The organism is Bacillus solimangrovi (genome assembly GCF_001742425.1).
Classification (GTDB): domain Bacteria; phylum Bacillota; class Bacilli; order Bacillales; family Bacillaceae_N; genus Bacillus_AV; species Bacillus_AV solimangrovi.
The window spans coordinates 54792-73779 of record NZ_MJEH01000013.1; the positions used below are offsets into that span (position 1 = coordinate 54792).

Annotated in this window: 14 protein-coding genes; 13 read left to right on the plus strand and 1 reads right to left on the minus strand. The window is 36.8% G+C overall.

The window, feature by feature from the left end; genetic code table 11:
- Nucleotides 1-13 precede the first annotated feature (13 nt).
- The 12 genes from BFG57_RS06495 to BFG57_RS06550 all read left to right on the plus strand — a co-directional run bounded on the left by BFG57_RS06495 (nucleotide 14) and on the right by BFG57_RS06550 (nucleotide 14438).
- Entirely contained in the window at nucleotides 14-1690 is a 1677-nt protein-coding gene (locus BFG57_RS06495) for a sodium:solute symporter family protein (protein ID WP_069716677.1), read from the plus strand.
- Nucleotides 1659-3602, plus strand: a complete 1944-nt coding sequence (locus BFG57_RS06500) for a DUF294 nucleotidyltransferase-like domain-containing protein (RefSeq protein WP_069716678.1) — start codon at nucleotides 1659-1661, stop codon at nucleotides 3600-3602. Before BFG57_RS06495 ends, BFG57_RS06500 begins: the two co-directional genes overlap by 32 nt.
- A gap of 54 nt (nucleotides 3603-3656) precedes the next feature.
- Nucleotides 3657-4319 carry a 3'-5' exonuclease gene (locus BFG57_RS06505; RefSeq protein WP_069716679.1) on the plus strand — a complete coding sequence of 221 codons (663 nt, stop codon included), beginning with the start codon at nucleotides 3657-3659 and terminating at the stop codon, nucleotides 4317-4319.
- A 569-nt stretch (nucleotides 4320-4888) separates the two neighbouring features.
- Nucleotides 4889-5164, plus strand: a complete 276-nt coding sequence (spoIIID, locus tag BFG57_RS06510) for a sporulation transcriptional regulator SpoIIID (protein WP_069716680.1) — start codon at nucleotides 4889-4891, stop codon at nucleotides 5162-5164.
- Nucleotides 5165-5634: 470 nt separating this feature from the next.
- Entirely contained in the window at nucleotides 5635-6636 is a 1002-nt protein-coding gene (mreB, locus tag BFG57_RS06515; protein ID WP_069716681.1) for a rod shape-determining protein, read from the plus strand.
- 73 nt (nucleotides 6637-6709) lie between these two features.
- On the plus strand, nucleotides 6710-7543 hold the full coding sequence (locus BFG57_RS06520) for a flagellar hook-basal body protein (protein WP_069716682.1): 834 nt from the start codon (nucleotides 6710-6712) through the stop codon (nucleotides 7541-7543).
- Nucleotides 7544-7557: 14 nt separating this feature from the next.
- Nucleotides 7558-8394 (plus strand): flagellar hook-basal body protein, encoded by an 837-nt coding sequence (locus tag BFG57_RS06525; protein WP_069716683.1) that lies wholly within the window; start codon nucleotides 7558-7560, stop codon nucleotides 8392-8394.
- A 30-nt stretch (nucleotides 8395-8424) separates the two neighbouring features.
- Complete coding sequence (locus BFG57_RS06530) at nucleotides 8425-8730, plus strand: DNA-directed RNA polymerase subunit beta (protein ID WP_069716684.1); 306 nt, start codon at nucleotides 8425-8427, stop codon at nucleotides 8728-8730.
- A gap of 54 nt (nucleotides 8731-8784) precedes the next feature.
- On the plus strand, nucleotides 8785-9216 hold the full coding sequence (fabZ, locus tag BFG57_RS06535) for a 3-hydroxyacyl-ACP dehydratase FabZ (protein WP_069716685.1): 432 nt from the start codon (nucleotides 8785-8787) through the stop codon (nucleotides 9214-9216).
- An 83-nt stretch (nucleotides 9217-9299) separates the two neighbouring features.
- The gene (locus BFG57_RS06540) at nucleotides 9300-9485 is read left to right on the plus strand and encodes a hypothetical protein (RefSeq protein ID WP_069716686.1); all 186 of its coding nucleotides are present in this window, start codon (nucleotides 9300-9302) and stop codon (nucleotides 9483-9485) included.
- A 138-nt stretch (nucleotides 9486-9623) separates the two neighbouring features.
- Nucleotides 9624-10502, plus strand: a complete 879-nt coding sequence (locus BFG57_RS18835; protein WP_083249106.1) for a coiled-coil domain-containing protein — start codon at nucleotides 9624-9626, stop codon at nucleotides 10500-10502.
- A gap of 756 nt (nucleotides 10503-11258) precedes the next feature.
- Nucleotides 11259-14438: an S-layer homology domain-containing protein gene (locus BFG57_RS06550; protein ID WP_069716687.1), complete on the plus strand. Its 3180-nt coding sequence runs from the start codon at nucleotides 11259-11261 to the stop codon at nucleotides 14436-14438.
- Between the two features lie 163 nt (nucleotides 14439-14601).
- Here BFG57_RS06550 and BFG57_RS06555 read toward each other — a convergent pair whose 3' ends face one another.
- Complete coding sequence (locus BFG57_RS06555; protein ID WP_069716688.1) at nucleotides 14602-15117, minus strand: C40 family peptidase; 516 nt, start codon at nucleotides 15115-15117, stop codon at nucleotides 14602-14604.
- 429 nt (nucleotides 15118-15546) lie between these two features.
- On the opposite strand from BFG57_RS06555, the gene BFG57_RS06560 reads away from it, so the two are divergent.
- On the plus strand, nucleotides 15547-18988 hold a 3442-nt coding region (locus tag BFG57_RS06560), incomplete at its 3' end, for an S-layer homology domain-containing protein (RefSeq protein WP_069716689.1).

Here is an 18988-nt window from a genome sequence, read left to right on the forward strand (position 1 = left end):
GGGAGATCGTAGGATGGATGCACAGTTTCTTGTTTCAACAGGTATGATCGTCGCAACATTTGCACTATATATCGGTATTGCGGTTTTTAACAAAGCGAAGGCCACTTCTGATTTCTACGTTGCAGGGCGTGGAGTGCCACCAGTATACAATGGAATGGCAATTGGAGCAGATTGGATGAGTGCAGCATCATTTATTGGTCTGGCTGGAACGATTATGATTCTTGGATACGATGGACTTGCTTATTTGATGGGATGGACAGGAGGTTATCTGTTCCTAACGTTCTTATTAGCACCACAGCTTCGTAAGTATGGGAGATATACAGTACCTGAGTTTATTGGGGATCGTTATAACAGTAATGCAGCACGACTAATAGCTGCAGTTGCAACGATTATTATTAGTTTTACGTATTCAATTGGACAACTTTCTGGTTCAGGTGTTGTAATTGGTCGTTTACTTGAGGTAGACGCAAAAATCGGAACATTAATTGGTGTTGTTTTGATTGCAACGTATGCTTCATTGGGTGGAATGAAAGGTATTACGTGGACACAGGTTGCACAGTATTTAGTTCTTATTATTGCTTATCTTGTTCCTGTAATTTTTATGTCTTTACAGCTAAAAGGAAACCCGTTACCTTGGCTCACATATGGTGAAGTTGTAAACGAAATTGGTGCGCTTGATCGGGAGCTAGGTTTAACCGAGTATTTTGCACCGTTTGAAAACGGAACGAAATGGCAGTTTCTTGCACTTATGTTTACGTTAATGGCAGGAACAGCAGGTCTACCTCACGTTATCGTTCGTTTCTACACTGTATCAACGATGAAAGCGGCACGTTGGAGTGGAGCTTGGGCACTTGTGTTTATCGGTTTATTGTATTTATCTGCACCTGCATATGCAGCATTTTCTCGCTTCATTCTTATGACGCAAGTTGCAGGCAGCCAGCTTAGTAGTCTACCAGCATGGACGAAGGCATGGATTGATACAGGTAAGCTTAATTTAGCTGACCAAAACGCAGATGGTGTTCTGCAATGGACGGAAATTGTGATTAGTAAGGATATCGTTGTAATGGCAACACCAGAAATCGCAAATCTAGGAATCTTTGTTATCGGTTTAATGGCAGCTGGTGCGATGGCAGCAGCATTATCAACAGCTGGAGGATTAATGATTTCAATATCATCATCATTAGCACATGATATTTATTATCGTACAATTAATCCAAATGCTACAGAGAAGAAACGCCTTCTAGTAGGGCGTTGGTCAATTGTACTTGCAACAGTCGTTGCGGGTCTTGTTGCTCTTAACCCACCAGGAGCCATTACACAAATTGTCGCATGGGCATTTGCATTAGCATCTGGATCGTTTTTCCCAGCGTTGTTACTTGGTGTTTGGTGGAAGCGTTCAAATGGACCAGGTGTTGTTGCAGGTATGATAACAGGTTTGACAGTTACGCTCGCATATATCTTTGCAGCTAAGTTTGGGGGCTTCACAATTGCAGGTATCATTGACACCGGAGCCGGGATTTTTGGGGCAACTTCAGGTATTTTAGCCAATGTAATTGTTTCATTACTTACAAAAGCACCTTCGCAAAAGATTCAAGAGGAAGTAATTGATTTACGTTATCCTGAGCAAATGACGTATAAAGATGGCGAGGTATGGATACATGAAGACCCAGAAGAAACAAGGATTGGATAAAGAACAAATTTATCAATATGTGAAAGGTCATCCCTTCTTTAGAGGGATGGCCTTTAGCCAAGTTATACAACTATTAGAACAATGTGAAATACAAGAATATCATACTGCTGATGTTATCTTTCAAGTGAGTAAACCGAGAAAAGGAATCATTTTATTACTTGAGGGAGTAGCAGAAATCTATTTGCACCACCCTCATGACGAGCATATTGAAGTGCTAGAGGTCGTTCAATCAGGTGGCATTATTGGATTTGTCAGCTTGGCGAATTTTATCGGTGTGACGAGTACAACTCGTTATGATGAAGTGGTTGAGTCACGAGCAATTGAAGAGACAATTGGATTATACATTCCGTTTGAAGTTTTAGAACAACGCTGGGAAGATAATTCAGTTCAAGCGTATTTGTTGCGTAGTGCGGTTACACGTCTTAACGACATATACATTTCTTTAGGAGAACAGATACAGTTGGCTCAGCGAACAGGAGAAAGTGAACGCTTTATGATGCGAGTACAGGACTTAATGACATCTCCTCCGTTAACAGTTCCATTGCATAAAACGGTTTCGCAAGCAGCATCATTAATGGTACAAAATAAAACAAGCTCTGTACTCGTAATGGAAGATGGGGAGCTTGTTGGGATTGTCACAGAACAAGATTTAGTGAAGCGTTTTATCGTTAAGGAGAAATCATATGGTGCATCATTAGCTGACATCATGACGACAAATGTTGAGAAGATTTCACGCTTTGATTATTATTATGACGCATTAACAAAGATGATTTTAAAGGGATTTAAACATCTTCCAGTCGTCGATGAAAATGACAATGTTGTAGGTGTCGTCACATTTGATGATCTAATGCGTAAGCGTAATGAAAGTATGGTAAAAACGATCCAACGTGTTGAAGGTGCTAAGGAAGAGTCGCTTTCTAGTGTGAAAAATGGCATCTATACCGTATTAGAAACGATGATTAATGATGAAGTTCCTATGACACATACCTTGCAAATGGTAACAAGCTTATATGACCGTTTAGTGAAACGTTGTGTGCAACTCGCGGTCGACTCGTTAAAGGAAAAAGAAGGATTAACACCACCTGTTGCATTTAGTTGGTATCAAATGGGCAGTTCTGGAAGGGAAGAGCAGTTTATCTTAACAGACCAAGACCATTTCCTCGTGTATGATAACGGTCTACCAGAACAAGAAGAGGACATTCGCGTTTATTTTGAAAAGCTTGGTAGTGCTATCGTTGAGTATCTAGAAGTCGCAGGTTATGAACGTTGTAAAGGGAAAATGATGGCAAGTGAGGAGCTTTGGCGTGGTTCGTTAAGCCGTTGGCAAACACGTTTAAGGCAATGGATCTTACAGTCAACGAATGACAATATCTTATTAGCGCAAAATTTCTTTTCTTTCCGAAAGTTATATGGAGATGATGACTTACATGAACGTTTTATTATACAAAATCAAGAAATGCTTGAACGTTCAAAAATCTTTTTGTATCGGATGGCCGAAGTAGAGAAAGAACACCAAGTTCCATCATTGGAACATCCAATTCGAGCATTATTTCGCTTAGAACGCAAGAAAATTGATATAAAAAAGGAAATATTGTTCCCTTTTCATCATAGCCTTCAAATCTTGTCATTGGCATATGGGGTTGTCGATGGAACGCCATTGCAACGTATAACGATGTTAGTAGAGAAGGGAGTATTAAAGCAAGAATTTGCAACTGATTTAAAGGTAGCATTCAATGAAATTATGAATATATATGTTCGTCAAAAATGGAGTCAACATAAACGAGAGGAAGAAACATCTTCAATTTTACATTTTGTTCAAATTACGACTCGGGAGAAGGACAACTTAATGTTAACATTAAAAACATTTCGTGAGTTACAAAGTAGTATGTTAGCTGAATTCTCAATGCATTGATAGTGACGGTTTTCTTAAAGTAAAAAGGATGGAGGATTGAAGGGAGGGTTATAATTGTTCTGGCTACGTAAGTCATTGAATTGTCCTTTGGATGAGTCACAGCCATTGAATACACCATTAGAACAACTAAATTTTACAGTATATGATACAGAAACAACTGGATTCCAAGTTGCCACAACGGATCGAATGATTGAGATCGGTGCTGTAAATATGAAAGGCATGGAAGTACTTGATAAAGACACATTTCAAATCTATGTTGACCCAAACAGAACGATACCCAATCATATTACGGAATTAACAGGAATAACGAATGAAAAAGTTGAGGGTGCATGTAAATCGTTATATGGCATTGAACAATTTTTTGACTTTGTCCAAAAGAACGAGAGTGTTGCACTTGTCGGGCACTATGTTGAGTTTGATCTGATGGTTTTGAAACACGAGCTTCGTCGGGAAAAGCTGAATTTTAAAAAACCACATGCAATTGATACGTTAGATTTAATTGGATTTCTGGCTCCTGCTTGGGATATGAGGGAATTGGAGCGTTATGCAATGGCATTTGGAACTAGAATTTATGAACGCCATAGTGCCATTGGTGATGCTTTGACGACGGCATACTTGTTTAGTGAACTGTTAAGATTGTTTCGTGATCGTGGATATGATTCTTGGGGGGAACTTATAAAGGAAGCAGATAGTCAATCCAGAACGCTTTCATTTTAAATGGGGAGGCTTTGAGCTATTTCATAATAGTTCAAAGCTTTTTTTGTTTGGACAATCATGAAGAATAATAAAAGGGCTTGCTCATTTAAAAATACGAGAGGGAAAAAATGTAAGTTACACAATGGAATATGACTTAATTGGAGTTTCCCACTATTTATCGACTTATCTTGGCATATTGGCACAGTTTGATTAATAAACTTTTAATAGCAAACCTTCACTCAATAAATGTGAATAAGTTCTAATTGTGTGAGTGTGATTACCTTTCAACTGATAGGTGTAGTGATGCGTGTCTTAAGCTTAGTGAACGAACACTACAAGACCAATATGACGAAGAGAGTGTTAGAGGTGAGCAGCGTGGGTTGACTTCGAAGAGTGACTATTCATCAACTTTTTTATACTATCCGTCTTAAGTAAGGTAGCGGCAGTGTATGGGGAACGAAGACTAACGATTTGTTGGTGAGGTATGCTTCGTTTTTCTATGACGTATGAGCACCTGTTTTTTCTTCGTTGCATCTTCACTAAGGCTTCATTTCGCACTTCTCACATCCAATTTAGGGAGGGCGAGTGGTGTGCACGATTACATCAAAGAGCGTACAATCAAGATTGGAAAGTATATCGTGGAGACGAGAAAAACAGTTCGAATGATAGCTAAAGAGTTTGGCGTGTCAAAGAGTACAGTGCATAAAGATCTTACAGAGCGGCTTCCAATTATTAATCAAGAGTTAGCGAATGAAGTAAAGGATATTCTTGATTATCACAAGTCTATACGACATTTACGAGGTGGGGAAGCGACGAAGCTAAAGTATAAGCAGCCACCAACCGACAAAGAGAAGATATCAAAGTAGAAAGTTACAAACGATACATGGTGATTTCATTTAGTCGGAGCTTTTATTGCATTTTAAATATATTGATCAGATGTTCTTATATTTCTTCTCTCACTAAATGAATGAACAACAGTTATAGAAGTTAGAGCTTGGCTTAATGCCAAGTTTTTTTATGATTTTTAAGGGTATGTATAAAATAATCCTTATATCAGTGATTTTTCCTCATGCTCGTCTCTCCTAAGTTTTGGAGTGGTATTTTAACGTCAGCTGATACGTAATAGAAGAAGCATGCCCCTAATTTATGGGGGATTTGCCGAATACGATATACATAAGGTTAACTATAGAGTGTAATAATTTAGGTGAACTACTCTATTATGGAACGGAAATAATTTGTATATTCATGCTATTGCTGTGAAATATATGTTAAAATATATAATTAGTGAACTATGTCTAATGGGCGGTTTTATTCGTGAAAGAGAGGATTGAATGGTATGTTCGGAAGAGATATCGGCATTGATTTGGGTACTGCAAATGTGTTAATTCATGTAAAAGGTCGAGGAATCGTTCTCGATGAACCATCTGTAGTTGCAATAGATAAAGTAACAGGTAAGGCGTTAGCAGTAGGAGAAGAAGCACGTCGAATGGTCGGTCGAACACCTGGTAATATTGTTGCGATCCGTCCTTTGCGTGATGGCGTTATTGCTGATTTTGATGTAACAGAATCCATGTTGAAATATTTTATAGATAAAGTAAATGTGAAGGGCTTCTTATCTAAGCCTCGTGTGCTTATTTGTTGCCCGACAAATATTACATCAGTTGAACAGAAAGCTATCCGTCAAGCAGCTGAGAAGAGTGGCGGTAAAAGGGTGTTTTTAGAAGAAGAGCCGAAGGTAGCGGCAATTGGCGCAGGAATGGATATTTTTCAACCGAGCGGTAATATGGTCGTTGATATCGGTGGCGGTACAACAGATGTAGCCGTATTATCAATGGGTGATATTGTAACAGCTTCTTCAATTAAGATGGCTGGAGATAAGTTTGATTCTGAAATATTAAATTACATTAAAAAAGAATATAAGCTTCTAATTGGTGAACGGACTGCTGAAGAGATTAAGATTCAAGTGGCAACAGTGTTTCCAAATTCACGAAATGAAGAAATTGATATTCGTGGACGTGATATGGTATCTGGGTTACCGCGGACAGTGACAGTAGGATCAAAAGAAATTGAACAGGCGTTACATGAACCTGTGTCATTGATCGTACAAGCAGCTAAGAGTGTTCTAGAGCAAACACCTCCTGAACTATCAGCCGATATTATTGATAAAGGTGTCATTCTAACTGGTGGAGGCGCACTTCTACATGGTATTGATCAATTGTTAGCCGATCAATTGAAGGTTCCTGTCTTTGTTGCTGAGAATCCAATGGATTGTGTGGCAATGGGCACAGGCATTATGCTTGAAAATATTGATAAATTGCCGAAAAAGAAGTTAGGGTAATTAATTTATTACGTGTGAACGGGCGTTAAGACTCCTATTTCAAAGCTAAAAGCAAAGAAAGGAGAAATGTTACATGTTAAAAGGCTTCTATACTGCTGGTGCTGGTATGATAGCACAGCAACGTCGGCAAGAAATGTTGTCGAATAACTTAGCAAATGCAAACACTCCTGGGTATAAGGCTGATCAAGGATCATTGCGAGCTTTTCCTGAAATGTTAATGCAAAGTTTGAATACGGAAGAACTACCTTATAACAAGTCTTTTAAAAATTCACACTTGTTAGGTCCTATTAATACAGGCGTGTATTTACAAGAGGCGATTCCGAATTTCGCACAGGGAGATTTGCAGCAAACAGGTATACATACTGATATTGCATTGCAAGCACAAGTACTACCTATTAATGAAGAAACAAATCGTGCTGGTGCGATATTTTTTGAAGTTCAAAACGAAAATGGAGATTTGCGTTATACGCGTAATGGTGATTTTACTCTAGATGGTAGCGGAAACCTTGTAACGAATGAAGGATTTTACGTTCTTGATACACAAGGAAATCCGATTCAAATCTTCGGAAATGATTTTACTGTAAATGAAGATGGAACGGTATTAGAAGGTGAAGTTCAAATTGCACAAATCAATATTGCTTATGCAAATGAACCTGAACAACTCGTCAAAGAAGGAAGTACACTATTTGCAGTAAATGGTGGAGGAGCTTTAGAGAGTGCAATCGGTAATAACGAAATTGTGTATTCGTTGAGACAAGGGTTTGTAGAAGGTTCAAATGTAGATGTTCAGCAAACGATGACAGAAATGATGACAGCATATCGAACGTTTGAAGTAAACCAGCGTGTATTACGTTCATATGACCAAAGCATGGAGAAAGCTGTAAACGAAGTTGGTCGTGTAAGGTAAGGGGGAGTTCGTAGATGAATCGTTCAATGATTAATGCTTCTGTTACGATGGGGCAATTGCAACGAAAGATAGATACAATCGGTAATAATATTGCAAATATCGATACGAATGGATATAAGAGTCGTGAGACAAGCTTTCAAGACTTACTCGTTCAACAATTTGATAACCAGCTAAAAGAAGATGAGGAAGTTGGTCGCCGTACACCAAATGGTATACGGGGCGGTGTTGGTGCTAAGCTTGCTGAAACAGAATTGAAGCTTGACCAAGGTTCAATTCAAGTGACAGATCGAGATCTCGATCTTGCAATATTGAAGGAAAACCAATTTTTCGAAGTTGCCGTTAATAATAATGGTGTAGAAGAATTCCGCTACACACGTGATGGAGCATTTTATCTATCACCTTCAGCTGATAATCCAGAGTTATTAAATCTTGTAACAGCAAACGGTGATTTTGTACTCGGGAATGGTGGACCAATTACAATCCCAGAAAATTTTAAAGAGATAAATATTAATGAAGAAGGACAAATTAATGTTAAAACACGTGATGATGGAGTTGTTACAGTCGGTCGAATAGCTATGACTGAGGTGATTCGTCCACAGCTATTACTTTCACTTGGAAATAATCAGTATGGTCTACCGAACCTAGAGGAATTAGACCTTGCCGAACAAGATGTTTTGAATCGTGTTCCAGAAGAAGTAGCACTTAAGCAACGTGCGTTAGAGAAGTCGAATGTAAATATGTCTAACGAAATGTCTAACTTAATGCTGGCGCAACGATCTTATCAATTTAATGCAAAATCAATTTCAATTGCTGATCAGATGATGCAACTTGTAAATGGTCTTCGTTCATAACGTTGTAGTGAAAGAAGGAAGGGGGATTCCATGTCAGAAGATATTCAATTGAAATCAGACCCGTCAAAGTCGATTAATGAACGGAATCAAGGTGAAATGAAGGAAAGAGAACAATTGATAAACGGTGAGAAGAGGGCACTTCGAAGACGTGGAGTTCGCTTAATTCCTATTTGGGCAAGAGTACTTATCGTTTTATTATTAATTAGTCTAAGTCTTATGAGCGGACTAATGGTCGGTTATGGTGTTATTGGAGATGGGAAAGCAACTGATGCGCTTGACCGTTCTACATGGACAAAAGTTATTGATATCGTAATAAAAGATACACCAAGTAATTAAATTTTTGAAGACAGGGATGAACCCTGTCTTTTATATATAAAGGAGCGAATAATAATGTTAAATATTGATCAGATTAAAGAAATCATTCCACATCGTTATCCATTTTTACTAGTTGACCGGATCATTGAAGTTGAGGAAGGTAAGCGCGTTGTAGGTTTGAAGAACGTATCAGCGAATGAAGAATTTTTCAATGGTCACTTTCCTGATTATCCCGTAATGCCAGGTGTGTTAATCGTTGAAGCATTAGCGCAAGTTGGTGCTGTAGCAATGTTGATGAAGGAAGAAAATAAAGGTCGACTTGCATTTTTCGCAGGGATTGATAAATGTCGCTTCAAGCGCCAAGTTCGTCCAGGTGATCAATTACGTCTAGAAGTTGAAATCACTCGAAATAAGGGCTCTATTGGTAAAGGTAAAGCAGTTGCTACGGTGGATGGCGAACTAGTTTGTGAAACAGAAATTATGTTTGCACTTGGTGAGAAGCAATAAGATTATTTGAATGCTATGTGCATGATATTTCTCCGAAGGGGTAAGCTAATTTTGCATACACCTAATGAAAAGGAGGATAAACCATGAACAAACGTTTACTATCAACATTTCTTTCTGCTGGATTGGCACTAGCTTTGTTAAGCGGATGTGCTGGTGGAGAAGAAACTCCTGAAGACACGAATGATGAAATGTTAGAAGAAGAAACTGAAGATACTGGTGAAATGGAAGAGGAAAATGGTGGTATGGAAGAACCAGAAACAACAGAATAGATGGTTTCAGTAAGGACTTGCTTTTGGTAAAAAGGCAAGTCTTTTCTATTATATTTGGTAAGTGTATCCCCTTTTCAACTTACAAACTTACGTATATTCGTGATAAAATATAAACAAGCTTGAAAGGAGGTGAGAGTAATGGAACAGACTTTGAAGGAAATTCTTACTGAGTTAAAGGATATTAAAGTAGATGTAGTAGAAATGAAAGAGGATGTTACTGATTTAAAAGTAGAAGTTGGTGGTTTGAAAAAAGATGTCACCGAACTAAAAGTGGAAGTTAGCGGGTTAAAGGAAGATGTTTCAAAGTTAACGACCGACGTAGAAGATCTAAAAACAGGTCAAGCAAAGTTAACAACGGAAGTAGCAGATTTAAAAGCAGGTCAAGCGAAGTTAACGACCGACGTAGAAGATCTAAAAACAGGTCAAGCGAAATTAACGACGGAAGTAGAAGATCTAAAAGTAGGTCAAGTGAAGTTAACAATGGAAGTAGAAGATCTAAAAATTGGTCAAACGAAATTAACGACAGAAGTAGAAGACCTGAAAGCAGGTCAAACGAAGTTAACGACGGAAGTAGAAGGTATAAAAACAGGCCAAAAGAAATTAACAATGGAAGTAGAAGATCTAAAAGCAGGTCAAGCAAAGTTAACAACGGAAGTAGAAGGTATAAAAACAGGCCAAAAGAAATTAACGACAGAAGTAGCAGATCTGAAAACAGGTCAAACGAAGTTAATAACAGAAATAGGAGGTTTAAAGGAAGGTCAAGTGAAACTAACATCAGGTGTAAAAGATCTGAAGAGTGGTCAAGGGCGTATAGAAGATAAAGTTGATCACTTATCATTAGAAATGCGTAGTCATTTTCATTTTGTTGAGGGTAAGTTAAACATTCATGCGAATGTAATTGAAATCGCAGATGATGAAAATAAAAATGTCCAGATTGAAATTGATTATTTGAAAGCAAAAACTAGAAAACATGAAGCTGAAATTCATAAAATTAAGAAAAAACTTCAGTCGAAATAACTCCAATTAGTTTCAAGAAAAAACTTTAACACATATATTTATATTGGTTAATACCCCTAGTTAATTAAATAGTGTTAAAAAACTAATATGCTAGGCTTAATAGAGAAGGAAATTTTTCACCTTAATCGCTTTTTTAAGAACGAACCATACCACTAATACTACCCTTAATACACCTACTTAATAATCCTACATTCAACAACCGCTCAAAAACTCGATTATAATATTCTGTAACTGTAAATGGATATGCTTACACCACAAATGGAATTGTGCTTAAGTTCATTAGGGAGACTTGCCCGATTTATTAGGCAAGTCCTCTTTGATTTTAATTAATTTAAATTAACTAATAGCTACTAATGGATAACCCATCTAAAAGTATTGAATTAGGTATTCTGCCTTATTTTATTCTCATAGACAAATTAGTTGAAACTTTTACCAAAATAAACCGTCATAATTATAATAAGGGACTTCTGTCTGCTTGATTCAAGTTTGTTAGATAGTGTAAGCTAAAGTTACCAAAGATTTCTTTTTGGAGGATTCTGATGATCACTACAAAACTAAGAAACTATAAATTGTTTTATATGTATGATTTCTAATCAATATTTTATAGGTGTAGTGTTATCTATCTAACAATGTGTAATTTATTAAATAAGGTAACATCACTGGTTCATAATTTATGAAACATTTCTATTAACTATTTAGACAAGCATACTAGTTTATTCTTATTACAATTAGTCATAGAGGAGAGTGTAAATCGTTATGTCATATAAAAAATTTCTCGCAACAGCAACTGTTAGTGCGGTGGCAGTTACAACTGCGGTATCTTCTGCATCTGCATCATATTTTCCAGATGTGAGTGATTCAAGTGTCTATAGTAAACCAATTGAATCACTTGTTGATTCAGGCGTAATTACGGGCTATCCTGATGGGACTTTCCAACCGAATAAAACACTTATTCGTGAGCATGCTGCAATCATGTTTGTTCGTGCATTGAAGTTAGATGTTCCAGTTGATGCTGTTGAGCGTTTGGAAGTATATTCAGATGTAAATGCACAAACGAAAAATGCAGATAAAGTTGCTGCACTACTTGGAGCAGGTATTGTGAAGGGTGATGAAGGGACGTTTAGCCCGAATCAAGATTTAACTCGTGAGATTATGGCAACTTGGCTTGTTCGAGCATTTGACTTAAAAGAAATATCTAGTGTAAAGGTACCATTAACAGATTTGAAGACAGCGTCTAATGAGCACCGTAAAAATATTGAGATTCTCTATCAAAATGGAATTACAACAGGAAATACGGATGGAACTTATGCACCAAAGAAAGGTGTAACACGTGCGCAATTCGCAACATTCTTTTATCGAGCATTTAACCAAGCGGAGAGTGGAGTTTCAAATGTAGAAAGATTAGATGACTTGGTCGTTGGAATTGGTGGTAAAGTTAATTTATCTAAAAAAGTAGAAGTTACATATAAAGATGGAAAGAAAAAAGAAGTTAATGTTAAATGGGACAATACAAGCATCGATACGTCAAAAGAAGGCAAGTATGAAATTACAGGTACGGTTGATGGGATTGTTGAGAAAGCTTATTTAACAGTTTATGTAGAAGAAGTCGATTTGAAGATAGAAGATGTTGAAGCACTCAACTTAAAGCAAATCGAACTAACTTTCAACCATACCCGCTTTGAGGGAGGACATCCTGAGAACTTAAGCTATTATACGCTGAGAGAGTCAGATGATGACGAAATTGAGTTACTAGATGCAACACTTGAAGACAATAAACTGATTTTGACATTAAAAGAAGCAACTCAAGGAAAGTTTGAATTAGTCGTAGATAAAGCTATTACAGGTGATGAAGAGGACTTTGATATTCGCCTTAAGGATACGACGCCACCAGAGGTTATAAGTGCAAAGGCAATTGCTGAAGATATTGTGCAAGTAGAATTTTCTGAAGCAATGGATTTCAAAACAGAAAATGGTGAGGAAGTTACGAACCGTGATATTGAAGATTCGATCGAATTAGAGAAAGGTCCTCGTGTTAAAGAGATGACTGTATATGAGCACGGGAAAGTTGTTAATATTAAGTTTAGCGATGAGTTAGTTGACAAAAAAGAATACAAGTTAGAGCTAACTGATGATTTACGTGATTATTTCGGCTTCAAGTTAGAAGAAAAGAAATTTGAATTCGATGTAAAGTACGATAAAAATGACCCAGAATTAGTAGAAGTGAAGAATGTATATCCCAATAAAGTAACACTTGTATTTGATAAAGACATTAAACTAGCTGATAGCCGTCATGTGGAGGGATATTTCCATCATACGAATGGAGGAATTGATGCCGATAAGGTTACGTTACAAAATCGTAATGAAGTCGTTATTACATTTGAAGAAGATGAGCCAATTCCAGCTAAAGGTGAATTAATTATTGATAGTAGAGCAATTGAAGATCTTTGGGGCAATGAAAATAAAACGATAAGAAAAGATATTGATTTGAAAGATGACAAGACAGCGCCAACGATCAAATCAGTTAAGATGTTAGATGAAGACGATGCGAATAGTAGTTATGTACAGTTTGAAGTGACGTTTGACGAACCAGTGAAGCAAGAGTTAGCTGAAGATAAACGCCTTTATGAGTTAGTTGATAAAGACGGTGAAGATATTTATGTGAAAGGTGTAGATGTAATAGATAGCACAGAAGGATTCACTGTACTATTAACAATTGATAAACGCTACGGTGAATTTAATAACGGTACATATACAATCGTTATTGATGATATGGAAGACTTATATGAAAATGAAAGCAAGCAGTTATCGATTGAAGTGAAAGCAGGTAGTGTTGAGGCACCATCTGAGTTCAAAGGTAGCCTGATATGGGATAAAGATGAAGAAGAGATCATTCTCGTGATTGATTATGGTCGTGAAATGGAAACAAAAGGGGAATACTCTGTTTCATCATTAGATAAGTACGAGTTGACTGTTGATGATCAAACGTATTTGCTTTCTTCGCTTGAAGATGAAGATGAATTAGAAGTTGATCTGAATACGTATAATGATGGTGAGAAAGTTGAGATTGTGTTTTCGAAAGATGATGATCTTGAAGGAGCTATAGAGACATTCTTTGAAGATTTAAAAGATGCTGCAGAAGATAAAGACCTAGATGACGTGGAGCTTCTTATCGGACGTGTTTCAGATGCAGAAGGAAATAAGACAACAAGCTTCTTGAACGAAGTTACATTAGACTCAACATCAACATTTGGAGTGAAAGATGATAAGGTAACGTTAGTTGATGACGATACGTTAGAGTTTGAATTGACAGATGTTGTTTATGATTTTGATGATGATGACTTTATCGTATTTGCTGATGATAATAGGAATGGAAAATATTCTAAGAGTGAATCGTTAGATATTGATGATATTGAGCTTGATGATGATGACAAGACAGTAATAATTAAACTAGATGAACCATTAGATAGTGATGGTTCGTATGGTAATGATAAGGTTTATATTACAACAGAATCAACAACGCACACACGCAATCGATTTGGACAAAAGCTTAAATTTAGTAACCTAGAAGTATCGGATAGTGTCGGACCAACAGTTAAAGAAAAAGATGACGACGAGCAAGTTTTCGTTCATGAAGCGATTGGTGAATCTGATAAAGCTGTAATTAGTATTGAGTTCACTGATGATATTGATCCGAAAACGGTAACACGACTTTCCTTTGATGTTGGTGATGGACGTTTTGATATTCTGTCAGCTTATGTTGATGATGAAACCGTTTATCTTGTTGTTGATTTAGATAGATATGAGGTAGAAGACTTAGTTGGCGAATATATCGAGCAAAAAGCTCCAATTGCCGATACGAATGATAATGTTGTAGAAGATCTTGATTTGAAGGTAATTGATGAGGAAGATAAGTTAGATATTGATGATCTAGATTAATATAATGAAAACGAAGTAGAGGTTTTGATAAAGCCCCTACTTCGTTTTTATTCATATAAGTTCGAACTTAGCATTAATGAAATTAAAATAAAAAACTCCCCTGGTAACATTGATAGGAGAGTTAAAAGTATGTATTGATTATAATATTTTACTAAATATGTATTTATTCTGTTTCTTCCTCTGTTAATGTTACTGCTGACATGGCAACTTCTTGCTGTTCAGTTTCTTCATCTAATATGCGTTTAGCTCCAACGTAACGTTCTGCCCAATAATAAGGATCATTAAAGTCAGTAACAATAACACCTTTATCAGTAGCTGAGTGAATGAACGTGCCATCTCCCATAAAGATACCAACATGTGAAATGCCACTTCCATCAGTGTTGAAGAATACGAGGTCTCCCTCTTTTAAATCATTCTTATAAACTTTTTCCCCGACTTGAAACTGGCTATCTGAAGTTCTTGGTAATTCTACTCCGGATTCTGAAAATACATGACTAGTGAATCCAGAACAATCAAATCCACTTGTTGTTGATCCACCAAATGAATATGGTGTTCCTTTCAACGCTTGTGCAGTCTGCAATAATGTTGTAACATTTTCAGCCGCTAGTGCGTTGGGGGCGATTGTAAAGATTGTAACAAAAGTCGCCACTAAATTAATAAAAAGTGCTTTACATCGCAAGTAACCACCTCCGCATACGTATATTATTGTCATATTTGTATAAAAAACTGACTAACTAATTCGAATTTTATCATAAATGTAAAAAGATTAATTTTACAGTTGTGTAACAAATAGGGCTAACCCCTCGAAATTATTCCAGTTTTAGATATAATGAGTATTGTAAGCTGAGAGAAATCTTACCTCATTAAATATAAAATTCTTTTAGAAGTTTCGATTTCTACTCTTGCACTAATTTTCAACTAAGGGTAAAATGTTCAATGGAATCTAGTTCCTTATTTTAGTTGACATTACCCGAATTGGAAATTATACTAGCTTTGTAGTTTGCTAAAAATAGGAATCACTAGTCTAAGAGAATCGTTTCATATTGAAGCAACTCTGAAAGATTAGTCAAATTTAAAAATGTAGTACATAAAGGGAGGAAGAATAGGAATGGCGTATCAACCAAAATCGTTCCGTAAATTTATTGCAACAACTGTAACAACTGCTGTAGTAGCATCTGCTGTAGCACCTGCAGTTAGCGCAGCTCAATTCAGTGACGTACAAGACAGTGCATGGTATACAGATTCAATTGATTATTTAGTAGGTAAAGAGGTACTTTCAGGATATCCAGACGGTACTTTCAAACCTAATGGTAGCCTAACTCGTGCAGAAGCTGCGAAAGTTATGGCTCTTACTCTAGGATTAGATACTGAAGGAGAAGCAACAGTTGATTTCCCTGACGTTAACAGTGGAGATTGGTTCGCTCCTTACGTAACAGCATTAGTTAATGAAGGTGTTATCTCTGGTTTCCCAGATGGTACTTTCAAACCACAAGAAACTTTAACTCGTGCACAAATGGCTAAAATGATGGCTGTAGCATACGGTATCGGTGAAGATTCAAGTGTTGATCTTGATTTCGTAGACCTTGGTGATTCTCAATGGGCTAAAGGTTATATCGGTGCATTAGTAGGAGCAGGTATCGTTGAAGGACTTGACGCAACTCACTACGGTCCATCTCAAAACGTAACTCGTGCTCAAGCAGCAGCATTCGTATACAAAACAGAAGTTGAAAGTGACGTACTAGCTCCTAAGCTAGAAGTTTCTGAACTTCGTTTCAAAGATAGCAAGACTGTAGTAGTAACTCTTCCAGAAGTATCTGAAGAAGAAGTAACTGCTGATAACTTCCGCATCTATGTTGACGGAAAAATGGTTGATGTTGAAGAAGTAGTAGCAGAAGGTAAAGAAGTTGTTTTAACAATTGCTGACCTTGATGGTGAAGTTGGTACGATCGAAGTTAACGGTGTTGAACTAGAATTCGATTTCACTTCACTTGCAGTAGCTGATGTTCAAACTCCAAACCTTCGTCAAATCGCAGTTGCCTTCAACCAAGACGTAACTAATAATGAAGACGTTGAAGATATCGATAACTACACGTTAGAAAATACAGATGGTAAGGATCTTGAGCACCGTAAAGGTAAAGATGCTGAAGTTGTAAAGGTTACTATTCTTGATGGAAACATTGCAGTTCTTACACTTAACGATGCAATGAAAAACCAAAAAGAAGGTAAATTGGTTATTGATAAAGCAGTTCTTGGTGAAGAAGTAGTGTTTGACCTTGAATTCTCTGATACGACTGTACCAGAAGTAGAGGACGTTCAAGTTATTGGTGAAAATGCTGTTAAAGTCATTTTCAGCGAATCTATGGACCATGAATTTACTGACCCAACAGATCCAGAATTTGATGAAGATGTATTTGAAGTAACATCAAAAGATGGTGACAAAACATATCGTATTAAGAAAGTGAAAGCTGTTGATGCTGGTAAAGAAGCTATCATCGAAGTTGGCGGTACGTTTAAAGATGGTGACGAGTTAACAGTTGAAATCGATAATGGTCTTGAAGACTATGCTGGATTCTCATTAGTAAAGCAAAGTCATGACGTGACAGTAGTAGAAGATGACAGCCCAATCGAAGTAGTAGGCTTCCGCAATGCTTCTGAAGATGAAGTAACGTTAATTTTAAATAAAGATATTAAGGATTTCGATGATTCTAAAAAGGATTCACTTTTCGAAAACTTCTATCACACGAATACTAAAAATAAGGCAAATGAAGTTGAGCTTGATGGAAACGAGTTAACAATTCGTTTCGATGAAGACGAAGAACTTCCAGATGGTACGGCATATATTTACATTGATGGTGAAGCACTTACAGATTACTGGGGTAACGAAAATGAACAAACAATTCGTTATGCAGTAGAAGTATCTGTAGATAATCAAGCACCACGTGTTGATGGTGATATTGATGCCACTGTAGACAAACTAGTTGTAGACTTCGATGAAGAGCTTGATGCAGATTCTGCAGAAGATAAAGATAACTATACGATTCTTGATGAAGATGGAGAAGAAGTTGAAGATACTGAAATCAGCTCTATCAAATTAAGCTCTGATAAAACAACTGTGACTATCAAATTAAAAGGTGATGACCTTTCTGGTGCTGGTAAATACACGTTAGTCATCGATGGTGTTGAAGATAAGCAGGGTAATGCGACAGAAGATATTCAAAAAGACTTCGAAGTTAATGTTGAAGATGACATCGTTCTTGGTGATGTAATTAAGAATGATACAAATCTTTATGTTGATGCAGATGATGATGAAACAGATTTTACGATTCTAATTGACTTCGATCGTAAGATGACTGTAGGCGATGATAAGTATGCAATCGATAACTTATCAAACTACTCAGTAAAACATGGTGTAAAATCATATACTCTTGATGAGCTTGATGAGAAAGATGCATTCGATGTAGAAATCGATACGATCGGTGATGAAGAAGTAGAGATCACGATTACTGCAGAACATGATGAACTTGATGAAGGAAAAGACATTTGGAAAGATGGAATTGACTTTACAATTCTTCGTGTGAAAGATGCTAATGGTGACCTTTCAGAAGATGCATATGCTAATAAAGTATTACCAAAAGCTGACGTTAAAGGTAAACTTAAAGTTGAAGATCTTGAATTGACTGAAACGAATAAAATTGTATTCGAATTCAATAAGCGCATTGATAACTGGGAAGATGCAAACTTCTCTCTAGAAACAGCAGTTACTAAGAAAGTTTTAGGAGACGATCTAGAAGATTACTCTTATGACATCGACCTAGGTGATGATGATAAGACGGTAACAATCACACTTGACGAAGATTTGGATCCAGATGCTACAATTAAAGACGAAAAAATCAACCTAGTTATTAGTGAACGTTCGAAGGATAACACTGTAACTTCATATGGTGAAACTCTATTTGAAGATGGTACAGACGAATTCTCAGTAGAAGTAGCAGATGGAGTAGCGGCTACTTATGATGATGAGTACTTTGAAGAAGATAGTGATGAAGATGGCTATGAAGATGGCTATAAAGTTGAAAAAGATAATGATGTTTATAAAATTACATTAGGTTTCTCTGAAGATATCGAAGGTGATGCAGATAAAATCGCGACAACTCTTAAAGTTAAGAGTGACGGTGATACACTTGATTTTGTTGATGATTTAACTGCTGAAGGTAATGAAGAGTATAAACTTGAAATTAAAGATGATATGCTAATCATCAAGATCAAAGATAACGACACTTCTGATGTTGAGATTGATTTCAAAGAAAACAACAATTTTGTTGATGCATCAGACAACAAAGTTGAAGAGTTTGACGTAGACGTTGATCTTGATGAAGCTAAAACAGCTGACATTATTGATTTTGAAGAAGTTGAAGTTGTAGATGCAGAAAAAGTAGCAGAAGTAGATGCATTAATTGAAGCTTTAGATGCTGAAGAAGCAACAACAGAAGAGTTTGAAGAAGCAGTAAAAGCAGCACGTGATGCATATGATGCATTAACAGACGCTGAAA